Consider the following 20,111-nt stretch of genomic DNA (forward strand, 5'->3'; position numbering starts at 1 on the left):
CCGTAATTCAAAACGGTGACGCGAGACGCAGCAAGCGTCGTACGCTTAGTCGTTCTTCGTCTTGATGACTTTCTTGCCACGGTAGTAGCCGTTCGGGCTCACGTGGTGACGCAGGTGCACTTCACCCGTGCTCGGCTCAACGGCCAGCGGCGCTGCGTTGAGGAAATCGTGCGAACGGTGCATGCCGCGCTTCGACGGCGACTTCTTGTTTTGCTGAACTGCCATGATAACTCCAGAAAAATTTTGCGAATTCTAACACAGCCCGACGTGCCGGCGACCGCTGGCCGAAAGGCCAGTCAAGGTGCGGAAAACGTAAACTCACGTAAACTCGGCTTATCGCGCTACCAGTTAATGCTTCTTGTCGTCGCCGGGGCCGCCCTGCTTGAGCTTTTCGAGCGCGGCGAACGGGTTGGGCCGCGCGGGTTCGTCACCCGATGCGCCTTCACCCCCGTCGATCTCGCCTTCGGACCCTTCCGCGCCCTCGCCCGAAACCAGGCTTTCGTGCACTTCCGGACACACTTCGTGCTTGGGCACGAGCGGCAAGGCCAACAACAACTCCTCTTCGATCAAGTCGACGAGATCGAACTGGCGCGAACCCACGATCACATCGACTTCATCGTCGTCGAGCGGAAACTCGTCTGCTTCTTCCTCCGTGTCCACGATGCGATAGGTTGCATCGACATCGAGATGCTGCGAATACGGCGAAAGACAGCGCTGACACTCGATCCACACCGACCCGTGCACCGCAAGCCGCAGATAGGGCTGCGGCGCCTCGGCGCCGTCGTCCTGCAATTCGGGCTGGGTCGAGCCTTCGGCTTGCCAGGTGAACACGGTATCGCGATCTGGCGCATCCGCCGGCACTTCGTTTAACATGCGCGGCAGTTGCGAGACGCGCACGGCGCCAGCGGCTTGCCGGCCGCTCTGCGCGAATTCGTAGATGTCGAGCGCGCGCAGATCGGCGGGGCTCGCAGGTTTGCCAGGATTCTGAGTCATGTGCGCTCCTGCATGTGCCGCGTTAGGACGGTTGTTGTTCCGGTGCTTCTTTCATCTCGCCAGTATGCACCGCGCCGCCTGCTCCGACTGGTGTGGTTTGCCCGAATTCTGCAACCGCCATTCGGACCCGTTGACCAGAAGCCGTGACGCCGATCCGCCGCGCCCACGGCAAGGACATACCGATGAAAAGCCCAAAATCATATCGGTTTTGTCTTTACGCGTCAAATACTTAAGGGGCGATGTGTCACCGCCCTTCTTTCCAACGCTTATCCGCCGATTTCAATCATGTCCGACGTCCTCCATCCGCCGCCGCGCCTCGTTCTCGCTTCGAGTTCGCGCTATCGCCGCGCGTTGCTCGACCGCCTGCGCATTCCCTTCGACGTGATCGTGCCCGATATCGACGAAACGCCGCTCGATGGCGAAACGCCCGAAGCGACCGCCCTGCGCCTCTCGCTCGCGAAGGCGCGCGCGGCCGCCGCGAAAGCGCCCGGCGCGTTCGTGATCGGCTCCGATCAGGTGGCGACCTTCGACGGCCGTCAGATCGGCAAGCCCGGCACGCACGAGAACGCGGTCGCGCAACTGCGGGCGATGCGCGGCAAGAGCGTCGCGTTCCACAGCGCGCTGTGCCTCTTCGACAGCCGTTCGGGCGAGGCGCAATCGGCGGACGTCGTCACGCGAGTGCAGTTCCGCGACCTGTCGGACGCCGAAATCGAAGCCTATCTGCTGGCCGAAACGCCCTACGACTGCGCCGGCAGCGCGAAATCCGAGGGGCTCGGCATTGCGCTGCTCGACGCAATCGATTCGAACGATCCCACCGCGCTCGTCGGCCTGCCGCTGATCGAGCTGTCGCGGATGCTGCGCGCGGCCGGCTTTCCGTTGCTGGAGGCGCGATGAGCGGCGTCCTGTACCTGATCCCCAACACCCTCGGCGAAGGCGACGCCGACGCGCTCGCCCAAGTCCTGCCTGCGCCCGTTCGCGCGCAGGCCGCCGCGCTCTCCTATTACATAGGCGAAAACGCGAAAACGACGCGCGCGTTCCTGAAAAAGGTCGGCACCGAGCGGCCGATCCAGGAAATCGACGTGCGCGAATTAAACGTGAACACGCCGCCGGGCGAAGTCGAAAAGCTGCTGGCGCCGATTCTCGCGGGCACCGACGCCGGACTCGTCTCGGAAGCAGGCTGCCCCGCCGTCGCCGATCCGGGCGCGCTGCTCGTGCGGCGCGCGCACGAACGCGGCGTGAAAGTCGTGCCGTTCGTCGGACCGAGTTCGATCCTGCTCGCGCTAATGGCCTCGGGCATGAACGGCCAGAGTTTCGCGTTCAACGGCTATCTGCCCGTCGACGCCAGCGAGCGCGCGAAACGTCTGCGCGAACTGGAGCAACTGTCGCGCAAGGCGAGCCAGACGCAAATTTTCATCGAGACGCCATATCGCAACCGCGCGCTCCTCGACACGCTGATCGCGACCTGCGCGCCGTCGACGCTCGTGTGCGTTGCCGTCGACCTGACGCTGCCCGCCGAAACGATCGTCACGCGCACGGTCGCCGACTGGAAGAAGAAATCCGCGCCCGACCTGCACAAGCGGCCGGCGATCTTTCTGCTCCTCGGCGCCTGAAAGCAAAACGCCACGGTGATCCGTGGCGTTTTGCATTGAACGCAGTCGAATTCAGCGCAACTGCATCTTTCCGCCGACAATCAGCGTATGCATCGCGGCATTGCCGACCGCCGCGCCGAACTTGCGCGCGACACGCTCGCTGATGCTCTCCTTCTGCGTGTAATCGACGATATCCGGCTGCTTGATGACCTCGCGGGCGACGTAATCGGCATCGCCGAAACCGTCGGCGAGACCGAGCGCCACGCCCTTTTCGCCCGTCCAGAACATGCCGGAAAAGAGCTCCGGGTCGTTCTTCAGACGCGCGCCGCGGCCCTGTTTGACGGCATCGATGAATTGCGCGTGGATCTGGTCGAGCATCTCCTGGGCGTGCGCCGTCATTTGCGGCGTTTCCGGCGAAAACGGGTCGAAGGCGCCCTTGTTTTCGCCCGAGGTATGCATCCGGCGCTGGACGCCGAGCTTGTCCATCAGGCCCGTGAAGCCGAAACCGTCCATCAGCACGCCGATCGAGCCGACGATGCTGGCTTTATCGACGTAGATCTTGTCGGCGGCGGCGGCGACGTAATAACCGCCCGACGCGCACATGTCGTCGACGACGACATAAAGCGGCTTCGACGGATACTTCGCGCGCAAGCGCTTGATTTCGCGGTAAATGATTCCCGCCTGCACCGGCGAGCCGCCCGGGCTGTTGATCCGCAGGATCACGCCGGCGGTGCCGTCGTCCTCGAAGGCGCTTTGCAGCGCCGCGTTGATGTTGTCGGCGCTCGCATTGCCGTTCGCGGCAATTTCGCCTTCCAGTTCGACGAGCGCGGTGTGGCGCGCGGTTTTCGACACCTTCTCGCCCGTGAAATCGAACGCGCCCCAGACGATGAGCGCGAGCACGCCGAGCGCGACGAAGCGAAAGAAGATTTTCCAGCGCCGGGCGGCGCGCTGCTCGTTGATCGCTGCCATTGCGATGCGTTCGAGCGCGGCACGTTCCCAGTTTTCACCGCCGGGCGGCGGCGAGCGTTTCGAATTCTCGGGGTGATCGGGACTGGCGGGATCGTTCGGAAATTGGTCGGACATGCGGCGTCTGTTTGGGAAATCGATAGAAGGGGAAATCAGGCGGGGCGAAGCGTCTCGTCCGGAACCCAGAAGACGGCGCGGCCTTCGGGCGTGTCGCGCTCCTCGACCTGAAGCTGGCGCAAGCGCGCGCCGCGGCACGGCCCGCCGACGCACTTGCCGCTATCCGGCTCGTAGATGGCGCCGTGCGTGGCGCACATCAAGTATAGGCCCGAGCTTTCGAAGAACTGACCCTCGTTCCAGTCGAGTTCCATCGCAACGTGCGCACAGCGGTTCAGATAACCATACGGCTTGCCGTCGAAACGCACGAAAAACACGACCGATTCGCCGCCCGCTTTCTCGACCGCGTTGCGTCGAACGCCCATGCCGCCGTCGACGAGTTCTTCCGCCGCGCAAATCCGAACCGGCTCACTCATGCGTGCTCCCGCAGCCAGCCGACGAGCGATGCGACGCTGTCCGCGCAGAATTTCGGTTCCAGCGCCACGAGCGAATCGGCCGGATGCGCGCCGTAACCCACGCCGACGCCCGCCGCCCCCGCGTTGATCGCCATTTGCAGGTCGTGCGTCGTGTCGCCGATCATCACCGTGCGCGACAAATCCTGCCCGAGTTCGCGCGTCAGTTCGTGCAGCATCGCCGGATGCGGCTTCGAGAAGGTTTCATCGGCGCAGCGCGTGCCGTCGAAAAGGCTCGTGAGCCGCGACTGGTCGAGCGCGCGATTCAGCCCGACACGGCTCTTGCCCGTCGCCACGCCGAGCAGATAACCCTCGTCGCGCAGTTCCTGGAGCATGTCGCGCACACCATCGAAGAGTTCGGTGTGCTGGTCCTTCACCAGATAGTGAAAGCGATAGCGCTCGGCGAGCCGCGGATAATCCGCCGGATCGAGCGTGGGCGCGGCGATCTGGAGCGCGTCGCGCAAACCGAGGCCGATCACGTAGCTCGCGGCTTCGGTCGACGGAACCGGCAGGCCCAGATCGCGGCAGGCCGCCTGGATGCTGCGCGTGATGTGCGCCGTGGAATCCATCAGCGTGCCGTCCCAGTCGAAGACGATCAGATCGAATTGCTGCCGCGCCATTATTGGGTCTCGCTTAAATGCTTCAATTGATCGATGAAACGCCGGCATTCGGCGGGCAGCGGCGCTTCGAGCTGAAGCGGCGCGCCCGTTGCCGGATGCGTGATTTTCAGGCGGTAAGCGTGCAAAAACATCCGTTTGAGCGACGGTTTAGCGTTCGGCCGCGCCAGATTCTTGTTCAGGGCGAAGTCGCCGTACTTGGCGTCGCCCGCGATCGGCAGGCCGAGGCTCGCCATGTGAACCCGGATCTGATGCGTGCGCCCCGTCTTCAGTTCCGCCTCGACCCACACGTAATCCGACCAGCGCTCGATCAGGTTGAACACCGTGTGCGACGGCAAACCGTCTTCCTGAATCCGCACGCGCCGTTCGCCGTCGCCCGCGACGTACTTGTGCAGCGGCGCCTTCACGATGCGCCGGCGGCCCCAGTCGCTCGCCCAGTCGCCGTGACCGACCGCGTAATAGCGCTTGTCGACGCGGTTTTCGCGAATCTGCTCATGCAGATGGACGAGCGCCGAGCGCTTTTTCGCGAGCATCAACACGCCGGACGTCTCGCGGTCGAGCCGGTGGACGAGTTCCAGGAACTTCGCGTGCGGCCGCGCGTTGCGCAATTGTTCGATCACGCCGAACGCCACGCCGCTGCCGCCATGCACCGCGACGCCCGACGGCTTGTCGATGACGATCAGGTGGTCGTCTTCGAACAGGATCGGGAATTCGGCGGCGGGCGCGTTCGACGAAACCGGCGTTTCGTCGGGTTGCGCGACGCGAATGGGCGGCACGCGCACGAGATCGCCGAGTTCGAGCCGATAGGCCGCGTCGATCCGGCCTTTATTCACGCGCACTTCGCCGCTGCGAAGAATGCGATAAATATGGCTTTTCGGCACGCCTTTGCAGACGCGCAGCAGGAAATTGTCGATGCGCTGCCCGGCGGCTCCCTCGTCGATCTCGATCATCGAGACCTGCTCGCTTGCGACCTTTTTCTGGGATGTTTTGCCTAACTCATTCATTATGAATATAATTTGCGAGCAATCTGAAAAAAGGCGAAAAATCTCGCCACGTTTCGTCAGACTGTACAGGTGCAAGCGACAAACCATCATTTTACTTGCGCCCAGGGACGGTTGCTCGCCCGGAAAATCGAGCAACGAGTTGCACGCACGGCGATATCGCACGGCAAGGACGGCGCCCACAGGCGCGTTCGGTCGGGTCGATCGCTGATCGGTAACGGAAGTTTGGTAAAAAAGAATTTTTTCGGCGAGATGCGAAGGCGTCCGGTTTGATGATCGGAGGCCACCGCGCCCGGCTCGGGTATCAAGAGTATCGAGCGGGACGGAAAAAACGCAGCTCGCCGATTGCGAATAACGTCGACGTGAAACGCTGCTGCGCTGAAATCTGCGAAGCGCGCCGAACGTCGCACATGAGGCGAGACACCCAAAGGCAGGTCGCCGGGAGCTTTCGACGCCCACGATCTGCCGCCGCGGCCTGGCCGCAGCTTCGACGTCGTCGGTCATCCGTGATTCGCGCGCGGTACGCGCGGGCCGCCTTCGCAGAAGCCGCATCAGGAGGAACACGGCTCGGTCGGGCACGGCTGCCGGTACATCGGGGCGCGCGTCCGGTCGCAACGGACGTGAAGCCGGATGATCCCGGAATGGCGTGCCGTCCGGGCCGCGAGCCGCGTCGGATGCAATGGCGTGTCGAAGCCGCGTGTGCAAGCCGTTTTCGCATGTGCCCCGGAGCTTGGCCGCCGCGACGCCGTTCGTCGTTTCGACGCGAACACGGCCGATGTCTCGTCTCAGGCAATTCTCCCCGCCAGACTTCCCGCTCCCGCGTGCTTTGTGACAACACACAAAGAAGCGCGGCGTGCCCGCCCTCTTCGCTTTGCGCGCCTGACAACCGCGCGAATTCGCCAGACGAGGGACGGCATAGCCGCTCTGGAGCCGTTCAATGAAACGCATGCTGTTTAATGCGACGCAGCAGGAAGAACTGCGCGTCGCCATCGTCGATGGGCAAAAACTCATCGACATCGACATCGAAACCGCCGGGCGCGAACAGCGCAAAGGCAATATCTACAAGGGAGTCGTGACCCGCATCGAGCCGTCGCTCGAAGCCTGTTTCGTCAACTACGGCGAAGACCGCCACGGTTTTCTCCCGTTCAAGGAAGTGGCCCGCCAGTATTTCCGCGACGGCGCCGACATGCGCTCCGCGCGCATCCAGGACGCGCTGCGCGAAGGCCAGGAACTCATCGTTCAGGTCGAAAAGGAAGAGCGCGGCAACAAGGGCGCGGCGCTCACCACATTTATCTCGCTCGCCGGACGCTATCTCGTCCTGATGCCGAACAACCCGCGCGGCGGCGGCGTGTCGCGCCGGATCGAAGGCGACGAGCGGCAGGAACTGCGCGAAACCATGGCGCAGCTCGAACTGCCGGAAGGCATGAGCATCATCGCGCGCACGGCCGGCATCGGCCGCTCCGCCGAAGAACTCCAGTGGGACCTGAACTACCTGATGCAACTGTGGCGCGCGATCGAAGCGGCGTCGCAGAGCGGCGTCGCCGGCACGCCGATGCTGATCTATCTCGAATCGAGCCTCGTGATCCGCGCGATTCGCGACTATTTCCAGCCGGACATCGGCGAAATTCTCATCGACACGACCGAAATCCATGACCAGGCGCGCGCCTTCATGGACATCGTGATGCCTGACAACCTCTCGAAGGTGAAGCGCTATCACGACGACGTGCCGCTCTTCTCGCGCTTCCAGATCGAGCATCAGATCGAAACCGCGTACTCGCGCACGGTGCCGCTGCCCTCGGGCGGCGCGATCGTGATCGACCACACGGAAGCGCTCGTCGCCATCGACGTGAACTCGGCGCGCTCGACCAAGGGCGCGGACATCGAGGAAACGGCCACGCGCACGAACCTCGAAGCCGCCGACGAAGTCGCGCGCCAGTTGCGTCTGCGCGACCTGGGCGGGCTGATCGTGATCGACTTCATCGACATGGAGTCGGCGAAGAGCCAGCGCGAAGTCGAGCAGCGTCTGAAGGATGCGTTGAAGCACGACCGCGCGCGCGTCCAGATGGGCAAGATCTCGCGCTTCGGGCTGATGGAACTGTCGCGTCAGCGGCTGCGTCCGGCGCTCTCCGAAGGCAGCCACGTGACGTGCCCGCGCTGTAATGGCACGGGCCATATCCGCGATACCGAATCGTCCGCGCTGCAAGTGCTGCGGATCATTCAGGAAGAAGCGATGAAGGAAAACACCGCGGCGATCCATTGCCAGGTGCCGGTCGAGGTGACCGCCTTCCTGCTGAACGAAAAGCGTAGCGAAATCAACAAGATCGAGTCGCGCTTCAAGGTCAATGTCGTCCTGATTCCGAACAAGCATCTGGAGACGCCGCACTACAAGCTGGAGCGCCTGCGTCACGACGACGCGCGTCTGGACGAACCGCGCGCCTCGTGGAAGATGGCCGTGGAAGCGGCGACCGAGCTGGAATCGGAAACCGGCTACAGCAAGCGCACCGAAGAAGTGAAGCCGAAGCAGGAAGCGGCGGTGAAGGGCATCACGCCGGCATCCCCGGCGCCTAGCGCGCCCGTCAAGCCGGCGCCCGTCGAAGCAGCCGCGCCGGCGGCGCTGGCTCCGCTGCCGGCTGGCGGCGGCTTCATCGGCTGGCTGAAGAACCTGTTCGGCATGCAGCCGCAAGCGCAGCCCGCACCGGCTCCGGTCGAAACGACGCCGCCCGCGCGCCCGACGCGCGAGCGCGGCGAACGCACGGAACGCGGTGAGCGTCCGGGCGGCGATCGCAATCGCAACCGACGCAGCGGCGCAGCAGCACGCGACGGCGCAACCGCAGGTGCGACGGGTACCAACGGCGCTACGGGCGGTCGTCAAGGCGGCCGTCGCGAGGAACGGGAGCCGCGCGAAGCACGCGCCGGTCGTGAAGGTCGTGAAACGCGCGAGCCGCGTGAAGGCCGTGAGCCGCGCGAGGCCCGCGAACCGCGTGAAGCACGCGAACCGCGCGAGGCTCGCGAAGGCCGCGAACCGCGTGAGGGCCGCGAGCGCGGTGATCGCGCCCAGGAACGCGGTGCCGAGCGCGCGGAGCGTCCGGAAGCGGGTGAGCGCCAGGAGCGTCGCGAACGTCCGGATCGTCCGGATCGTCCGGAGCGCGCCGAACGTGGCGAGCGCAAGAAGCCGCAGCCCGAAGCCGCCGCCGAAGCACTGACGCAAGGCGAAACCGTGGCATCGGAGATCGTCGAGAAACCGGAAGCGCAATTCGTTGGCGCCGATGCCGCGCAAGGCGATCAGTCGGCTGCGGCGCGTGAAGGCGAAGAGCGCCGCCGCCGTCGTCGCGGCCGCCGTGGTGGACGTCGCGAGCGTGACGAAGAGGGCGTGACGGTCAATCACGCAGCCGACGTCGCGGAAAGCGAAGGTGCCGCCGAAAGCATGACCGCGCAAGCCGGCGTGTTCGACACCAGCTCGTCGCAGGAACCGGGCGAGCGTCGCGAAACGCGTCCGGCCGCACCGGTGGCCGCAGTCGCGGTGCCGGTCGCGGCAGCCGCCATCGGCGTGACCGAACTGCGCGAAGAAGTGCGCGAAGAAGTGCGTGAAGAGGCGCGCGAGCAAGCTGCTGAAACGCCGCAGCCGGCGACCGCCGAACGCGTCGAAGCGCCGGTGGAGAGCAAGCAGGAGGAGCCCGCTCCGACGCCCGATCTGTTCGCGAAGCCGGCAGCGCCTGAGCCGGTCGAGAACCCGTTCGGCGCGGAACCCATGCTCGCGAAAACGGAGCCGGTCGACCCGTTCGCCCCTGCGTCGACGCCTGCCGCACAAGCGCCGACGGCACCCGAGCCCGTGCAAGTCGCCGAAGCGGTCGAGACGACGCAAGCCGCCAAGCCCGTCGAAGCGCCGGAACCGGTGAAGGCCGAAGAAGCGCCGCAGGCGGTCGTGGCCGAGCCGGTCAAGCCGGCGCCCGTCGCGGCAACGCCGGCGTCGGACATCGTCGAAACGAACGCGGTGGCGGAGCCGGTCGCGGCGCCCGCTCCCGTCGAATCGGAACCGGTCAAGGCGTTCGAACCGGCGGCGGCCGAACCGGTTGCCTCGGCAGCCACGCCCGAAGCCACGCCGGTCAAAAGCGGTACGCTGAAGGAAGAAGCGCTCAAGCCGATGCTGGAAACGGCTGGCCTCGTCTGGGTGAACACCGACGCCGACAAGCTGCGTGCAGCAAGCGCCGCGGCCGAGCAAGCGGAAGCCCCGAAACGGGTGGCGCGCGAGCGCAAGCCGCTTCCGCCGGTCGATTCCGCGCCGATGGAGCAAGTCGAAACGGACGGGCACGCTCATTCGGGCACTCACTGAGCCGGATGAACCGCCTGTGCCGCAACCGCGGCGCAGGCGGCGAAGAACGTGACGATGCACCGAGCGCCACCGGCGAAAGCCGCGTGGCGCTTTTGCCATGTGCCCAAAGGGTCTACGGGTTTCACGTGCTTACATCCGTTAAACTATTTCGATAGCCTCAAAAAACCGAGCGCAGTCCCCGATAGAGCCGCCATGTCCCGACGCATCATTCCTGTAGCCGATGTCAGCGCGATTCCAGATTTCTCCGGCGTCGCGACGCCGCCGTCGGGGCTCCTGACCGATACGCTGTCGCGGCCGCTGCGCGATCTGCGCATTTCGGTCACGGATCGTTGCAATTTCCGCTGCGTTTACTGCATGCCGCGCGAAGTCTTCGACAAGAACTACCAGTTCCTGCCGCACGCCGCGTTGCTGTCGTTCGAGGAAATCGAGCGGCTCGCGCGCATTTTCGTCGCGCACGGCGTCGAGAAAATCCGGCTGACGGGCGGCGAGCCGCTTTTGCGCAAGAACATCGAATTCCTGATCGAGCGGCTCGCGCGTCTCATGACGCCCGACGGCCGCCCGCTCGACATCACGCTTACGACGAACGGCTCGATCCTCGCGAAGAAAGCGCGTTCGCTCGCAGACGCCGGTTTGTCGCGCGTGACGGTCAGCCTCGACGCCCTCGACGACGCCCTCTTCCGCCAGATGAACGACGCGGATTTCGCGGTCGCCGATGTGCTCGAAGGCATCGATGCCGCCCACGCCGCCGGACTCGCGCCGCTCAAGGTGAACATGGTCGTCAAGCGCGGCACGAACGACCAGGAAATCGTCCCGATGGCGCGCCACTTCAAGGGCAGCGGCACCGTGCTGCGGTTCATCGAATACATGGACGTGGGCGCGTCGAACGGCTGGAACATGACCGAAGTGCTGCCTTCCGCCGACGTGGTCGCGCGCATCGCCGAACAATTTCCGCTGCGCCCGCTCGAAGCGCACACAGCCGCCGAGACCGCCCAGCGCTGGGGGTATGTCGACGGCAGCGGCGAGATCGGCGTGATTTCCAGCGTGACGCGCGCCTTTTGCGGCACGTGCACGCGCGCGCGGCTTTCGACCGAAGGCAAGCTGTACCTGTGCCTGTTCGCGAACCACGGTCACGACCTGCGCGGCCTCGTGCGCAGCGGCGCGAGCGACGACACCATCGCCACCGCGATCGCCCGCGTCTGGGAGCGACGCGCCGACCGCTACTCGCAACTGCGCGGCAGCAACGCGCTGCCGGTTCCCGATCCCGACGCGCCGCGCGTCGAGATGTCGTATATCGGCGGCTGACTTGTCCCAGTCCGGCATCGCGCAACCCGACATCACCGGCGTCGTGCTCGCGGGCGGACGCGGTTCGCGCATGGGCGGCATCGACAAGGGCTTGCAGCCGTTTCTCGGCGAGCCGCTCGCGCTCCACGTGCTGCGGCGTCTCGCGCCGCAGGTCGGCGCGATGCTGATCAGCGCGAATCGCAGCATCGGCGACTACACGCGACTCGGCGAGCCGTTCGGCGCGAAGATCGTCGCGGATACGCTTCCCGATTATCCCGGTCCGCTCGCCGGCATTGCGTCCGCGATGCGCGCGGCCCAAACGCGGTACGTGCTTACCGCGCCCTGCGATGCCCCCTACGCCGACGAGCATCTCGCCCGCACGCTCGCCGACGCGCTCGCGGCGGAGCAAGCCGACATCGCGACCGCGGTCGTCGTGGACGCAAACGGCCAGCGCGACCTGCATCCGGTGTTCGCGCTCTTGCGCGCGTCGCTTGCCGACGACCTCGAAGCCAGCCTGCGCGCGGGCGAGCGCAAGGTACGCGCGTGGTACGCGCGCCACAAGACGGTGGAAGTGACATTCCCCGATGTACACGCGTTTTACAATGTCAACGATTTGCAGCAGCTAGCCGAGCTGGAGCGCCGATAGCGAACCGGCGAACCCAAGGGTTTCCGGCGACATCGAAACCGTTCGGACGCCGCCTTTTCCCGACGCGAGCGCGAGGCGCATCCGGCGTCGCGAGACATCCCGTTCAATCGTCCGACTCCGGTCGCGACCCGCCCCGATTCAATGACCACGTCCAAGCCCTTTCCCGGTTGCATCGCCCAGTACGATCCGAACGCCCTGCCCGTCGGCGCAGTGCAGGAGATCGTGCGCCAGTGGGCCACGCCGTGCGGACACGATGCGTCGGTCGAACGCGTGGGCCTCTTCAACGCACTGGATCGCGTGCTGGCCGAGGACGTCGTCTCGCCGATCGACGTACCGTCGCACGACAACTCCGCGATGGACGGCTACGCGTTCGCCGGCGCTTGTCTCGATGGCCCGCGCGAGGTCGATCTGAGCGTGATCGGCACGGCGCTCGCGGGACAGCCGTTTCTCGATACACCGGGCGCCGCGCAGTGCGTGCGCATCATGACGGGCGCGCTGATTCCGCCCGGTTGCGACACCGTCGTGCCGCAGGAACTCGTCGCGCGCGAAGGCGACGCGATCCGCTTCGCAGCCAGCGCCGTGCAGCCGGGCCAGAACCGGCGCCTCGCGGGTGAGGACCTCGCGAAGGACCGGCCGGCGCTCGCCGCGGGCCGCATCGTGCGCGCATCCGACCTCGGCTTGCTGGCGTCGCTCGGCATCGCGCAAGTCGCGGTGCGGCGGCGTCTGCGGGTCGCGTTCTTTTCGACCGGCGACGAACTGCGTTCGGTCGGCGAAACGCTGAACGCGGGCAGCATCTACGACAGCAACCGCTACACGCTCTACGCGATGCTGCGCCGGCTCAATGTCGAACCGATCGATCTGGGCGTGGTCCGCGACGACCGCGCCTCGCTCGACCAGGCGCTGCGACGCGCGACCGAAGCCGCCGACGTCGTCATCAGTTCGGGCGGCGTCTCGGTAGGCGACGCGGACTTCACGCGCGAGTTGATGAATTCGCTCGGCGACGTGGCGTTCTGGAAGATCGCGATGCGCCCGGGCCGCCCGCTCGCATTCGGCCGCCTGTGGTCCGGTGCGCGCGCGGGCGAAGGCGAATCCGCGCTCTTTTTCGGCTTGCCGGGCAATCCGGTCGCGGTGATGGCGACGTTCTATTTCATCGTGCGCGAAGCGTTGCTCGCGATGTCCGGCGCGACGCGCGAAGCGCTGCCGCTGATCCAGGCGGTCAGTTCGCAACCCATCCGGAAACGCGCGGGCCGCACGGAGTTCCAGCGCGGCATCGCGCGACGCGACGACGAAGGACGCTTCGTCGTCGTGACGACGGGGCCGCAAGGCTCGGGCGTGCTCAGTTCGATGAGCGAAGCAAACTGCTTCATCGTGCTTGCGCATGAACGCGGCGACGTCGACGCAGGCGAAACGGTCGACATCCTGCCCTTCGCCGGACTCATCTGAAACGCGCAACAGGCTTTTGATATACCGACAGACGGGGATTTTCCTTCAATGAAAAAGCAGATTTCCTTCATCGCACCGGGACAAACGGCAAAGGCGCTGATCCTCGTGTACCTGACGTTCAGCGTGCCGATCGTGCTGCTGGGCGTGCTGGTCGCGTTCTTCCGCTTCGGCTCGGTCGAACTCAGCACGGTGACGAGCGCGCTCCTGCTCAACGCGATCCTCGGCTTCGTCCTTCTGTGGATCGCGTGTCACGCGTACAACTGGGTGGCGTCGCGCTTCGGCGGCATCGAGATCACCTTGTCCGACGCACCGGAAGAAGCCTGATGAGCGCGCTGATCCGCACGGCCACGCCCGCCGACGTCAGCGCGATCTTCGCGCTGATGCTCGAACTCGCCGAATTCGAGAAGCTCACGCATCTCTTTATCGCCACCGAAGACGGCGTGCGCGACGCGCTGTTCGGCGCGCGGCCCGCCGCCGAAGCGCTCGTCGCGCAAGAGAGCGGCGCGGTGGTCGGCTATGCGCTCTTCTTCCACAACTTCTCGACGTTCCTCGGCAAGCGCGGCCTTTATCTCGAAGACCTGTACGTGCGTCCTCATCTGCGCGGCAGCGGTCTCGGCACGAAGATGCTGTGCGCGCTCGCGGCGCTCGCCGTCGAGCGCCAATGCGGCCGCTTCGAATGGTCGGTGCTCGACTGGAACCAGCAGGCCATCGACTTCTACGAAAAGATGGGCGCGACCGTGCTGCCCGACTGGCGCATCGTGCGCATCACGGGCGACTCGCTCGACAAGCTGGCCCACGGCTGACTGACTTATCCGGCGTCGTCGGGGTCTTCGCCTGGAGAGGCCCCGAGCATCCCCGCCGCCTGCTCTCCCGGCAACGCCTCGACATCGCGCAGCTTCTTGTTCATCTGACGCGTGCGCGTCTCCGCCGCTTCGATCGACCGCGTCACGGTTTCCAGCTGACGTTTGGTCGTTGCGAGCACATCGCCGAACCGGCGGAATTCCGTCTTCACTGCACCGAGCACCTGCCACACCTCGCTCGAGCGTTTCTCGATGGCGAGCGTCCGGAAGCCCATCTGCAGGCTGTTGAGCAGCGCGGTCAGCGTAGTCGGCCCCGCGACGCTCACGCGGTACTCGCGCTGCAACAGGTCCGTGAGCCCCGGACGCCGCAGGATCTCCGCGTACAAGCCTTCGGTCGGCAGGAAAAGCAGCGCGAAGTCGGTGGTGTGCGGCGGCGCGACGTACTTCTCCGCGATCGTCTTCGCCTCCGCGCGCACGCGCCCCTCGAGCGCCCGCGACGCTTCTTCCACTGCGACGGAATCGGCGCGTTCCTGCGCGTCGATCAGACGCTCGTAGTCCTCGCGCGGAAACTTCGCGTCGATGGGCAGCCACACAGGCGTCGCGATGCTGCCCGCCGTGCCGGGCGTGTCGTGCCGCCCGGGCAGCCTGATCGCGAATTCGACGCGCTCGTTGCTCTTCGGAATCGTCGCGACGTTCTTGGCGTATTGCTCGGGCGTGAGCACCTGTTCGAGCAGCGACTCGAGCTGCACTTCGCCCCACGTTCCGCGTGTCTTGACGTTGGTCAACACCTTCTTGAGATCGCCGACGCCCGCGGCGAGCGTCTGCATTTCGCCGAGTCCGCGATGCACCTGCTCCAGCCGGTCGGAGACGAGCTTGAACGATTCGCCGAGCCGCTGTTCGAGCGTCGCGTGCAGCTTTTCGTCGACGGTACGGCGCATTTCTTCGAGCTTCGCCGCGTTGTTCGCCTCGATGTCCTTCAGCCGCGCTTCGAGCGTCGCGCGCACTTCGGTGAGGCGCCGGTCGTTCGTCTCCGAGAGATTCGCGAGTTGTAGCGTGAGCGCGTCGCCGAAGCGCTTTAACGCATTGCCCTGCTCGTCGCGCGCGTGCTGAAGTTGCAGCGCGTTGCTCTCCGTGAGCTTCACGAGTTGCTGCGCGAAACCTTCGATCTGCGCGTTCTGCACCGTCGCCATGCTCGCAAGCTGCGTGGCGAGCGTCTGCTGGAACTGCGCGAAACCGCTGCTCGCCTCGGCGCGCGACGCGCGCGAACTCTCGGTGATGTCGCTGCGCAGGCCGCGTTCGAGCCGCTCTTGCGCGCGCGCATGCGCCTCGCCCATGTCGTTGACGCGATCGGTCAGCGCGGCGAATTCCTCGTCGATATCACCGTGCGCGTTGCGGCGCGCGAGCACGAAAAGCGCGATCGAGACAATGACGAGCGCGATCGCCAGGAAAGCGACCGCGCCGGGCAACAGCATGTTCATTTCTTCAGCACGTCGGGGTTGATCGGGTTGGGCGGATTGCCGGCGCGCGGCCCTTCGCCCAGGCCGGCGATGAGATTGTCGGCGGCGAGATTCGCCATCGCGCGGCGCGTCGCTTCGCTCGCGCTCGCGATGTGCGGCGTCAGCACGACATTCGAGAGCGTCAGGAAATCGCGGTTGAAATTCGGCTCGCCTTCGAACACGTCGATACCCGCGCCCGCAATCTGGCCGCGCCGCAATGCGTCGATCAGCGCCGCGTCGTCGACGATGCCGCCGCGTGCGATGTTGGTCAGCGTCGCCGTCGACTTCATCAGCGCGAGTTCGGCGTGGCCGATCGTGTGATGGCTCGCGCTGCTGTACGGCACGACAAGCACGACGTGATCGGCGCGCTTGAGCAAGTCCTCTTTCGACGCGTATTGCGCGTTCAGCTCGGTTTCGATCTCGGGCGCGACGCGCGAGCGGTTGTGATAGATCACGCGCATGCCGAAGCCTTTCGCGCGCCGCGCGAGCGCCTGGCCGATGCGTCCCATGCCGATCACGCCAAGCGTCGAGCCGTAGATGTCCGAGCCGGTGAACGCGTCATACGACCATTCCTTCCATTTGCCGGCGCGCAGATAGTGCTCGGATTCCGTGATGCGGCGCGCCGTCGCCATCATCAACGCCCAGCCGAAGTCAGCGGTGGTTTCGTTCAGCACGTCGGGCGTATTGGTGCCGAGCACGCCGTGCGCGTTGAACGCCTGCATGTCGAAATTGTTGTAGCCGACCGCCATGTTCGACACCACTTTCAGGTTCGGCGCGCCTTCGATCGCCTTCGCGCCGACCGGATCGCCCGCGATGAACGCGCCGTCCTTGTCGGCGAGACGCGCGGCGATCTGATCGGCGGGCAGCGCCGGGCCGTCGTGGGCATCGACTTCGAAATACTGCCTCAGGCGCTCGATCACGTCGGGGAAGATGGGACGCGAGACAAAAACCTTCTTCATCGGTTGCTCCTAGAAAAATAGCCAGCCAGTGATGATGAAAATGGGCAGCAGCACGATCGCGGACCAGCCGAGATAGCCGAAGAAACTCGGCATGCGCACACCGCGCGACTCGGCGATCGCCTTGACCATGAAGTTCGGCGCATTGCCGATGTAGCTGTTCGCGCCCATGAAGACGGCGCCCGCGGAGATCGCGGCGAGCGTCGATGCGCCGGTGGTCATGAGCGCTTGCGCGTCGCCGCCCGCGAGGTTGAAGAACACGAGGTAGGTCGGCGCGTTGTCGAGGAACGACGAGAGGATGCCCGTCGCCCAGAAGTAGGCGATGTCGACCGGCTGGCCGCGAGAGTCCGTGACGAGATGCACGATGCTCGCGAACGCGCCCGACTCGCCCGCGCGCAGGATCGTGATGACCGGCACGATCGTGATGAAGATCGCGGCGAAGAGCTTCGCGACTTCCTCGATCGGCGCCCAGTTGAACGCGTTGCCGCGACGCGCGCTTTTCGGCGTCAGCACGAGCGAAGCCAGCGCGACGACGACGAGCAGCACGTCGCGCACGACGTTCTGCAACGCCACATGCGTGCCGAACACATCGAATTCGATGCCCGGCTTCCAGATTCCGCTCATCAGCACGAGCGCGATCACCGCGCCGAGCAGCAGGAAGTTGATCTTGCCCTCGATGCCGAGCGGCGGCGAATCGGGCGTCGGATCGAGAAACGCGCTACGCGCCTCTTCCTTCATGCGGAAATAGTAGGTGTCCAACGCGTAGAACAGCGCAAGCAGCACGACGCAGATGAACAGCATCGGCAGCGCGAGATGGATCGTCGTCCAGAAAAAGCTGACGCCGTTCAGGAAGCCGAGGAACAGAGGCGGATCGCCGAGCGGCGAGAGCGACCCGCCCGCGTTCGCGACCAGAAAGATGAAGAACACGACCACGTGCACGACGTGCTTGCGGTTGTCGTTCGCGCGCAGGAGCGGCCGGATCAGCAGCATCGCGGCGCCGGTCGTGCCCATGATGCTCGCGAGCACGGTGCCGAGCGCGAGCAGCGCCGTGTTCAGGCGCGGCGAGCCGTGCAGATTGCCGCGCACGCAGATGCCGCCCGCGACCGTATAAAGCGCCGCCAGAAGAATGATGAACGGCAGGTACTCTTCGAGCATCGCGTGCACGAAGGCGCCGAACGCGACGCTCGCGCCGAAGGAAAACGCGAACGGCACGAGAAAGGCGACCGCCCAGGCGGCCGAAATCTTGCCGAAATGGTGATGCCAGAACGTCGGCGCGATCAGCGGAAAGACGGCGATGGACAGCAGGATGCCGATGAACGGAACGCCCCAGAGCGCGGACAGCGTGGCGCCGTCCAGTGTGGCCGCGGACGCGCCCAGCGGCAGCGCGGCGAGCGCGCCGCCGATGATGAGACGCCGCATCGTGCTCAGGCCTCCCGCACGACGATCACATGCACGCGATACGGACCGTGCGCGCCGAGCACGATGGTCTGCTCGATGTCGCCGGTACGCGACGGCCCCGACACGAAGTTCACCGCGCGCGGCAACTCGCCCCGCTCCGCGCGCATCAGCACGAAGGCGTCCTCGTGAGCCGCAACGATGCGCGACGCCGGCACGATCGCGATGTGGGTCTGCGGCAGTAGCGCGCCCGAAGCGGGCGTGTCAGGACCGGCGAGCAGCACGAGCGAGCCCGTTTCGGCCGTCGCGCAGAAGCATCCCGTGATGCCGACGAGATCCGCGTCCACGGGTTTGCGCATCTGCACCTGCATGCCGGCCGCCGCCCACGGCAAGTCCGCGAGCGAAGGCCACGCGACCGCTTCGGTGCCGAGGTTCAGCGACTGAAGATAACGAAGGGCTTCGGCGGGCGCGTCGCCGGGTGACTGCACTTGCGCGACGGTGGTGGAAAGGCGTTCGGCTTCGAGCGTGAAGCGCGCAATCAGATCGGCTCGCGTCGAGGGCAACTCGGGGCGCGGACCCGCGGGATGGCGAGCGAGATACTCTTCGGCGGCGGCGCGTTCGGCGTCCGTCGGCGCGACCGGTCTGCCCTGCGCGCTGCGAATCCGCGCAAGAATGTTGCGGCGAGCAGCCGATGTGTCCATGTCGATGTCCTCGTGAGCCTTTCGATGTCGAAGCGATTATAGCGAGCGGTCCGCGAGGCCCGCCCCTCGGCCGAATGGCTAACGCGGCGTTTGCTCGCTCCCGAAACGCGCGCGGGCGGTTACGCTTCTTCCTGCGGCTGATCGATGCCGAACACCTGACGCAGATACGCGAGATAAGCCTTGTCGTCGCACATGTTCTTGCCCGGCGAATCGGAGAGTTTGGCGACGGGCTGGCCGTTGCAGCGAACCATCTTGATGACGATCTGAAGCGGCTGGTAGCCGAGATCGTTCGTCAGGTTCGTGCCGACGCCGAAGGCGAGCTGGCAGCGTCCGCGAAAACGTTCGTAGAGTTGCAGGACCTTGGGAATGTCGAGCGCGTCGGAGAACACGAGCACCTTCGTGCGCGGGTCGCAGCGGTTATCTTCATAGTGCTTGATGAGCCGCTCGCCCCAGTCGAACGGGTCGCCGGAATCGTGGCGGGCGCCGTCGAAGAGCTTGCAGAAGTACATGTCGAAGTCGCGCAGGAACGCCTTCATGCCGTAGACATCCGAGAGCGCGATGCCGAGGTCGCCGCGATATTCCTTCGCCCACATCTCGAAGCCGAAGGTCTGCGAGTCGCGCAGGCGCGGCCCGAGCGCCTGGCATGCCTGCAGGTATTCGTGCGCCATCGTGCCGAGCGGGCGCAGGCCGTGCTTCATCGCGTAGAAGACATTGCTCGTGCCCGCGAACTGTTCGCCGAGCCCTTCTTTCAGCGTGAGCGCGACTTCCTCGTGCCACTGCTTCGAGAAGCGGCGCCGGGTGCCGTAGTCGGCGATCTTGCAGTCGGAGAATTCGGGCGGCGCGGCGAGCAGCTTGATCTTGTCGCGCAGACGCTCGCGGCCGATCGCGTAGTCAGGCTTGCCCTGCGTGTTGCGGAAGTAGACCTCGTTGACGATCGCCAGTACCGGAATCTCGAACAGGATGGTATGCAGCCACGGACCGTCGATCACGATCTCGATCTCGCCGTTTTTCTTCGGCGAAGGCGCAATGACGATCGACTTTTCGTTCAGATGAAAGAGCGCGAGGAAATCGATGAAGTCGCTCTTGATGAAGCGCATGCGCCGCAGGTAGTCGAGTTCTTCTTCCCTGAAGCGCAGGTTGCAGAGCTGGCGCACTTCGTCGCGGATTTCGTCGATGTAGGGCACGAGGTCGACGTTCGGCGTGCGGCAGCGAAAGCGGTACTCGACATGCGCCGCCGGAAAGTGATGCAGGACCACCTGCATCATCGTGAACTTGTAGAGGTCGGTATCGAGCAGCGAATTGATGATCATGATTGTCGGTCGAACATCGAT

General features: G+C 65.3%; 19 protein-coding genes. 8 read left to right on the forward strand and 11 right to left on the reverse strand.

All coding sequences use genetic code 11. From position 1 onward, the window contains the following. Positions 1–45 precede the first annotated feature (45 nt). Entirely contained in the window at positions 46–225 is a 180-nt protein-coding gene (rpmF, locus tag QCE48_RS10350; RefSeq protein WP_062633572.1) for a 50S ribosomal protein L32, read from the reverse strand. A 123-nt stretch (positions 226–348) separates the two neighbouring features. After that, positions 349–993, reverse strand: coding sequence for a DUF177 domain-containing protein (locus QCE48_RS10355; RefSeq protein WP_309787923.1), 645 nt, complete (start codon positions 991–993; stop codon positions 349–351). Positions 994–1,278: 285 nt separating this feature from the next. On the opposite strand from QCE48_RS10355, the gene QCE48_RS10360 reads away from it, so the two are divergent. Together QCE48_RS10360 and QCE48_RS10365 are read left to right on the forward strand one after the other, a co-directional pair. After that, complete coding sequence (locus QCE48_RS10360) at positions 1,279–1,887, forward strand: Maf-like protein (RefSeq protein WP_309787922.1); 609 nt, start codon at positions 1,279–1,281, stop codon at positions 1,885–1,887. Beyond that, a complete protein-coding gene (locus QCE48_RS10365) occupies positions 1,884–2,603 on the forward strand; it encodes an SAM-dependent methyltransferase (RefSeq protein WP_309787921.1) in 720 nt (239 codons plus the stop codon). Before QCE48_RS10360 ends, QCE48_RS10365 begins: the two co-directional genes overlap by 4 nt. Positions 2,604–2,654: 51 nt before the next feature. Here the strand turns inward: QCE48_RS10365 and QCE48_RS10370 are convergent, their stop codons facing one another. From QCE48_RS10370 to QCE48_RS10385, 4 genes are read right to left on the reverse strand one after another with little or no spacing between them, the layout of a single operon-like run. Beyond that, complete coding sequence (locus tag QCE48_RS10370; protein ID WP_404983248.1) at positions 2,655–3,665, reverse strand: S49 family peptidase; 1,011 nt, start codon at positions 3,663–3,665, stop codon at positions 2,655–2,657. A gap of 35 nt (positions 3,666–3,700) precedes the next feature. Beyond that, on the reverse strand, positions 3,701–4,078 hold the full coding sequence (locus QCE48_RS10375) for a Rieske 2Fe-2S domain-containing protein (protein WP_309787920.1): 378 nt from the start codon (positions 4,076–4,078) through the stop codon (positions 3,701–3,703). Further along, the gene (locus tag QCE48_RS10380) at positions 4,075–4,734 is read right to left on the reverse strand and encodes an HAD-IIIA family hydrolase (protein WP_309787919.1); all 660 of its coding nucleotides are present in this window, start codon (positions 4,732–4,734) and stop codon (positions 4,075–4,077) included. The genes QCE48_RS10375 and QCE48_RS10380 overlap by 4 nt, the downstream gene beginning before the upstream one ends. Beyond that, the gene (locus tag QCE48_RS10385; protein ID WP_309787918.1) at positions 4,734–5,735 is read right to left on the reverse strand and encodes an RluA family pseudouridine synthase; all 1,002 of its coding nucleotides are present in this window, start codon (positions 5,733–5,735) and stop codon (positions 4,734–4,736) included. The genes QCE48_RS10380 and QCE48_RS10385 overlap by 1 nt, the downstream gene beginning before the upstream one ends. A gap of 934 nt (positions 5,736–6,669) precedes the next feature. Between QCE48_RS10385 and QCE48_RS10390 the strand changes: the two genes are divergently transcribed. The 6 genes from QCE48_RS10390 (at position 6,670) to QCE48_RS10415 (ending at position 14,235) form a co-directional block, all read left to right on the forward strand. Then, a complete protein-coding gene (locus tag QCE48_RS10390) occupies positions 6,670–10,062 on the forward strand; it encodes an Rne/Rng family ribonuclease (protein ID WP_309787917.1) in 3,393 nt (1,130 codons plus the stop codon). A 192-nt stretch (positions 10,063–10,254) separates the two neighbouring features. After that, a complete protein-coding gene (gene moaA / locus QCE48_RS10395; RefSeq protein ID WP_309787916.1) occupies positions 10,255–11,364 on the forward strand; it encodes a GTP 3',8-cyclase MoaA in 1,110 nt (369 codons plus the stop codon). A gap of 70 nt (positions 11,365–11,434) precedes the next feature. After that, complete coding sequence (gene mobA, locus QCE48_RS10400; RefSeq protein WP_309788357.1) at positions 11,435–11,989, forward strand: molybdenum cofactor guanylyltransferase MobA; 555 nt, start codon at positions 11,435–11,437, stop codon at positions 11,987–11,989. Positions 11,990–12,130: 141 nt separating this feature from the next. After that, positions 12,131–13,432, forward strand: coding sequence for a gephyrin-like molybdotransferase Glp (glp, locus tag QCE48_RS10405; protein WP_309787915.1), 1,302 nt, complete (start codon positions 12,131–12,133; stop codon positions 13,430–13,432). 48 nt (positions 13,433–13,480) lie between these two features. Then, positions 13,481–13,756 (forward strand): hypothetical protein, encoded by a 276-nt coding sequence (locus tag QCE48_RS10410; RefSeq protein ID WP_087630671.1) that lies wholly within the window; start codon positions 13,481–13,483, stop codon positions 13,754–13,756. Then, a complete protein-coding gene (locus QCE48_RS10415; RefSeq protein ID WP_309787914.1) occupies positions 13,756–14,235 on the forward strand; it encodes a GNAT family N-acetyltransferase in 480 nt (159 codons plus the stop codon). The genes QCE48_RS10410 and QCE48_RS10415 overlap by 1 nt, the downstream gene beginning before the upstream one ends. Positions 14,236–14,240: 5 nt before the next feature. Here the strand turns inward: QCE48_RS10415 and QCE48_RS10420 are convergent, their stop codons facing one another. The 5 genes from QCE48_RS10420 to pncB form a co-directional block, all read right to left on the reverse strand. Continuing rightward, positions 14,241–15,710, reverse strand: coding sequence for a DNA recombination protein RmuC (locus QCE48_RS10420; RefSeq protein WP_309787913.1), 1,470 nt, complete (start codon positions 15,708–15,710; stop codon positions 14,241–14,243). Beyond that, on the reverse strand, positions 15,707–16,687 hold the full coding sequence (locus QCE48_RS10425) for a D-glycerate dehydrogenase (RefSeq protein WP_309787912.1): 981 nt from the start codon (positions 16,685–16,687) through the stop codon (positions 15,707–15,709). Before QCE48_RS10425 ends, QCE48_RS10420 begins: the two co-directional genes overlap by 4 nt. Before the next feature lie 9 nt (positions 16,688–16,696). Continuing rightward, the gene (locus QCE48_RS10430) at positions 16,697–18,103 is read right to left on the reverse strand and encodes a sodium:proton antiporter (RefSeq protein ID WP_309787911.1); all 1,407 of its coding nucleotides are present in this window, start codon (positions 18,101–18,103) and stop codon (positions 16,697–16,699) included. Between the two features lie 5 nt (positions 18,104–18,108). Next, the gene (locus QCE48_RS10435) at positions 18,109–18,780 is read right to left on the reverse strand and encodes a lactate utilization protein C (protein WP_309787910.1); all 672 of its coding nucleotides are present in this window, start codon (positions 18,778–18,780) and stop codon (positions 18,109–18,111) included. Between the two features lie 119 nt (positions 18,781–18,899). Further along, the gene (gene pncB / locus QCE48_RS10440) at positions 18,900–20,090 is read right to left on the reverse strand and encodes a nicotinate phosphoribosyltransferase (RefSeq protein WP_309787909.1); all 1,191 of its coding nucleotides are present in this window, start codon (positions 20,088–20,090) and stop codon (positions 18,900–18,902) included. Between the last annotated feature and the right edge of the window lie 21 nt (positions 20,091–20,111).

Source organism: Caballeronia sp. LZ024 (assembly GCF_031451455.1).
GTDB lineage: Bacteria > Pseudomonadota > Gammaproteobacteria > Burkholderiales > Burkholderiaceae > Caballeronia > Caballeronia telluris.

What these genes read in the sequence shown, in the direction of transcription:
- QCE48_RS10370 (WP_404983248.1), bottom strand. Translation starts at nt 3,665, where the DNA reads ATGTCCGACCAATTTCCGAACGATCCCGCCAGTCCCGATCACCCCGAG.
- mobA (WP_309788357.1), top strand. Translation starts at nt 11,435, where the DNA reads ATGGGCGGCATCGACAAGGGCTTGCAGCCGTTTCTCGGCGAGCCGCTC.
- QCE48_RS10380 (WP_309787919.1), bottom strand. Translation starts at nt 4,734, where the DNA reads ATGGCGCGGCAGCAATTCGATCTGATCGTCTTCGACTGGGACGGCACG.
- QCE48_RS10375 (WP_309787920.1), bottom strand. Translation starts at nt 4,078, where the DNA reads ATGAGTGAGCCGGTTCGGATTTGCGCGGCGGAAGAACTCGTCGACGGC.
- QCE48_RS10420 (WP_309787913.1), bottom strand. Translation starts at nt 15,710, where the DNA reads ATGAACATGCTGTTGCCCGGCGCGGTCGCTTTCCTGGCGATCGCGCTC.
- rpmF (WP_062633572.1), bottom strand. Translation starts at nt 225, where the DNA reads ATGGCAGTTCAGCAAAACAAGAAGTCGCCGTCGAAGCGCGGCATGCAC.
- QCE48_RS10425 (WP_309787912.1), bottom strand. Translation starts at nt 16,687, where the DNA reads ATGAAGAAGGTTTTTGTCTCGCGTCCCATCTTCCCCGACGTGATCGAG.
- QCE48_RS10385 (WP_309787918.1), bottom strand. Translation starts at nt 5,735, where the DNA reads ATGAATGAGTTAGGCAAAACATCCCAGAAAAAGGTCGCAAGCGAGCAG.
- pncB (WP_309787909.1), bottom strand. Translation starts at nt 20,090, where the DNA reads ATGATCATCAATTCGCTGCTCGATACCGACCTCTACAAGTTCACGATG.
- QCE48_RS10390 (WP_309787917.1), top strand. Translation starts at nt 6,670, where the DNA reads ATGAAACGCATGCTGTTTAATGCGACGCAGCAGGAAGAACTGCGCGTC.
- glp (WP_309787915.1), top strand. Translation starts at nt 12,131, where the DNA reads ATGACCACGTCCAAGCCCTTTCCCGGTTGCATCGCCCAGTACGATCCG.
- QCE48_RS10415 (WP_309787914.1), top strand. Translation starts at nt 13,756, where the DNA reads ATGAGCGCGCTGATCCGCACGGCCACGCCCGCCGACGTCAGCGCGATC.
- QCE48_RS10360 (WP_309787922.1), top strand. Translation starts at nt 1,279, where the DNA reads ATGTCCGACGTCCTCCATCCGCCGCCGCGCCTCGTTCTCGCTTCGAGT.
- QCE48_RS10435 (WP_309787910.1), bottom strand. Translation starts at nt 18,780, where the DNA reads ATGGACACATCGGCTGCTCGCCGCAACATTCTTGCGCGGATTCGCAGC.
- QCE48_RS10355 (WP_309787923.1), bottom strand. Translation starts at nt 993, where the DNA reads ATGACTCAGAATCCTGGCAAACCTGCGAGCCCCGCCGATCTGCGCGCG.
- QCE48_RS10410 (WP_087630671.1), top strand. Translation starts at nt 13,481, where the DNA reads ATGAAAAAGCAGATTTCCTTCATCGCACCGGGACAAACGGCAAAGGCG.
- QCE48_RS10365 (WP_309787921.1), top strand. Translation starts at nt 1,884, where the DNA reads ATGAGCGGCGTCCTGTACCTGATCCCCAACACCCTCGGCGAAGGCGAC.
- QCE48_RS10430 (WP_309787911.1), bottom strand. Translation starts at nt 18,103, where the DNA reads ATGCGGCGTCTCATCATCGGCGGCGCGCTCGCCGCGCTGCCGCTGGGC.
- moaA (WP_309787916.1), top strand. Translation starts at nt 10,255, where the DNA reads ATGTCCCGACGCATCATTCCTGTAGCCGATGTCAGCGCGATTCCAGAT.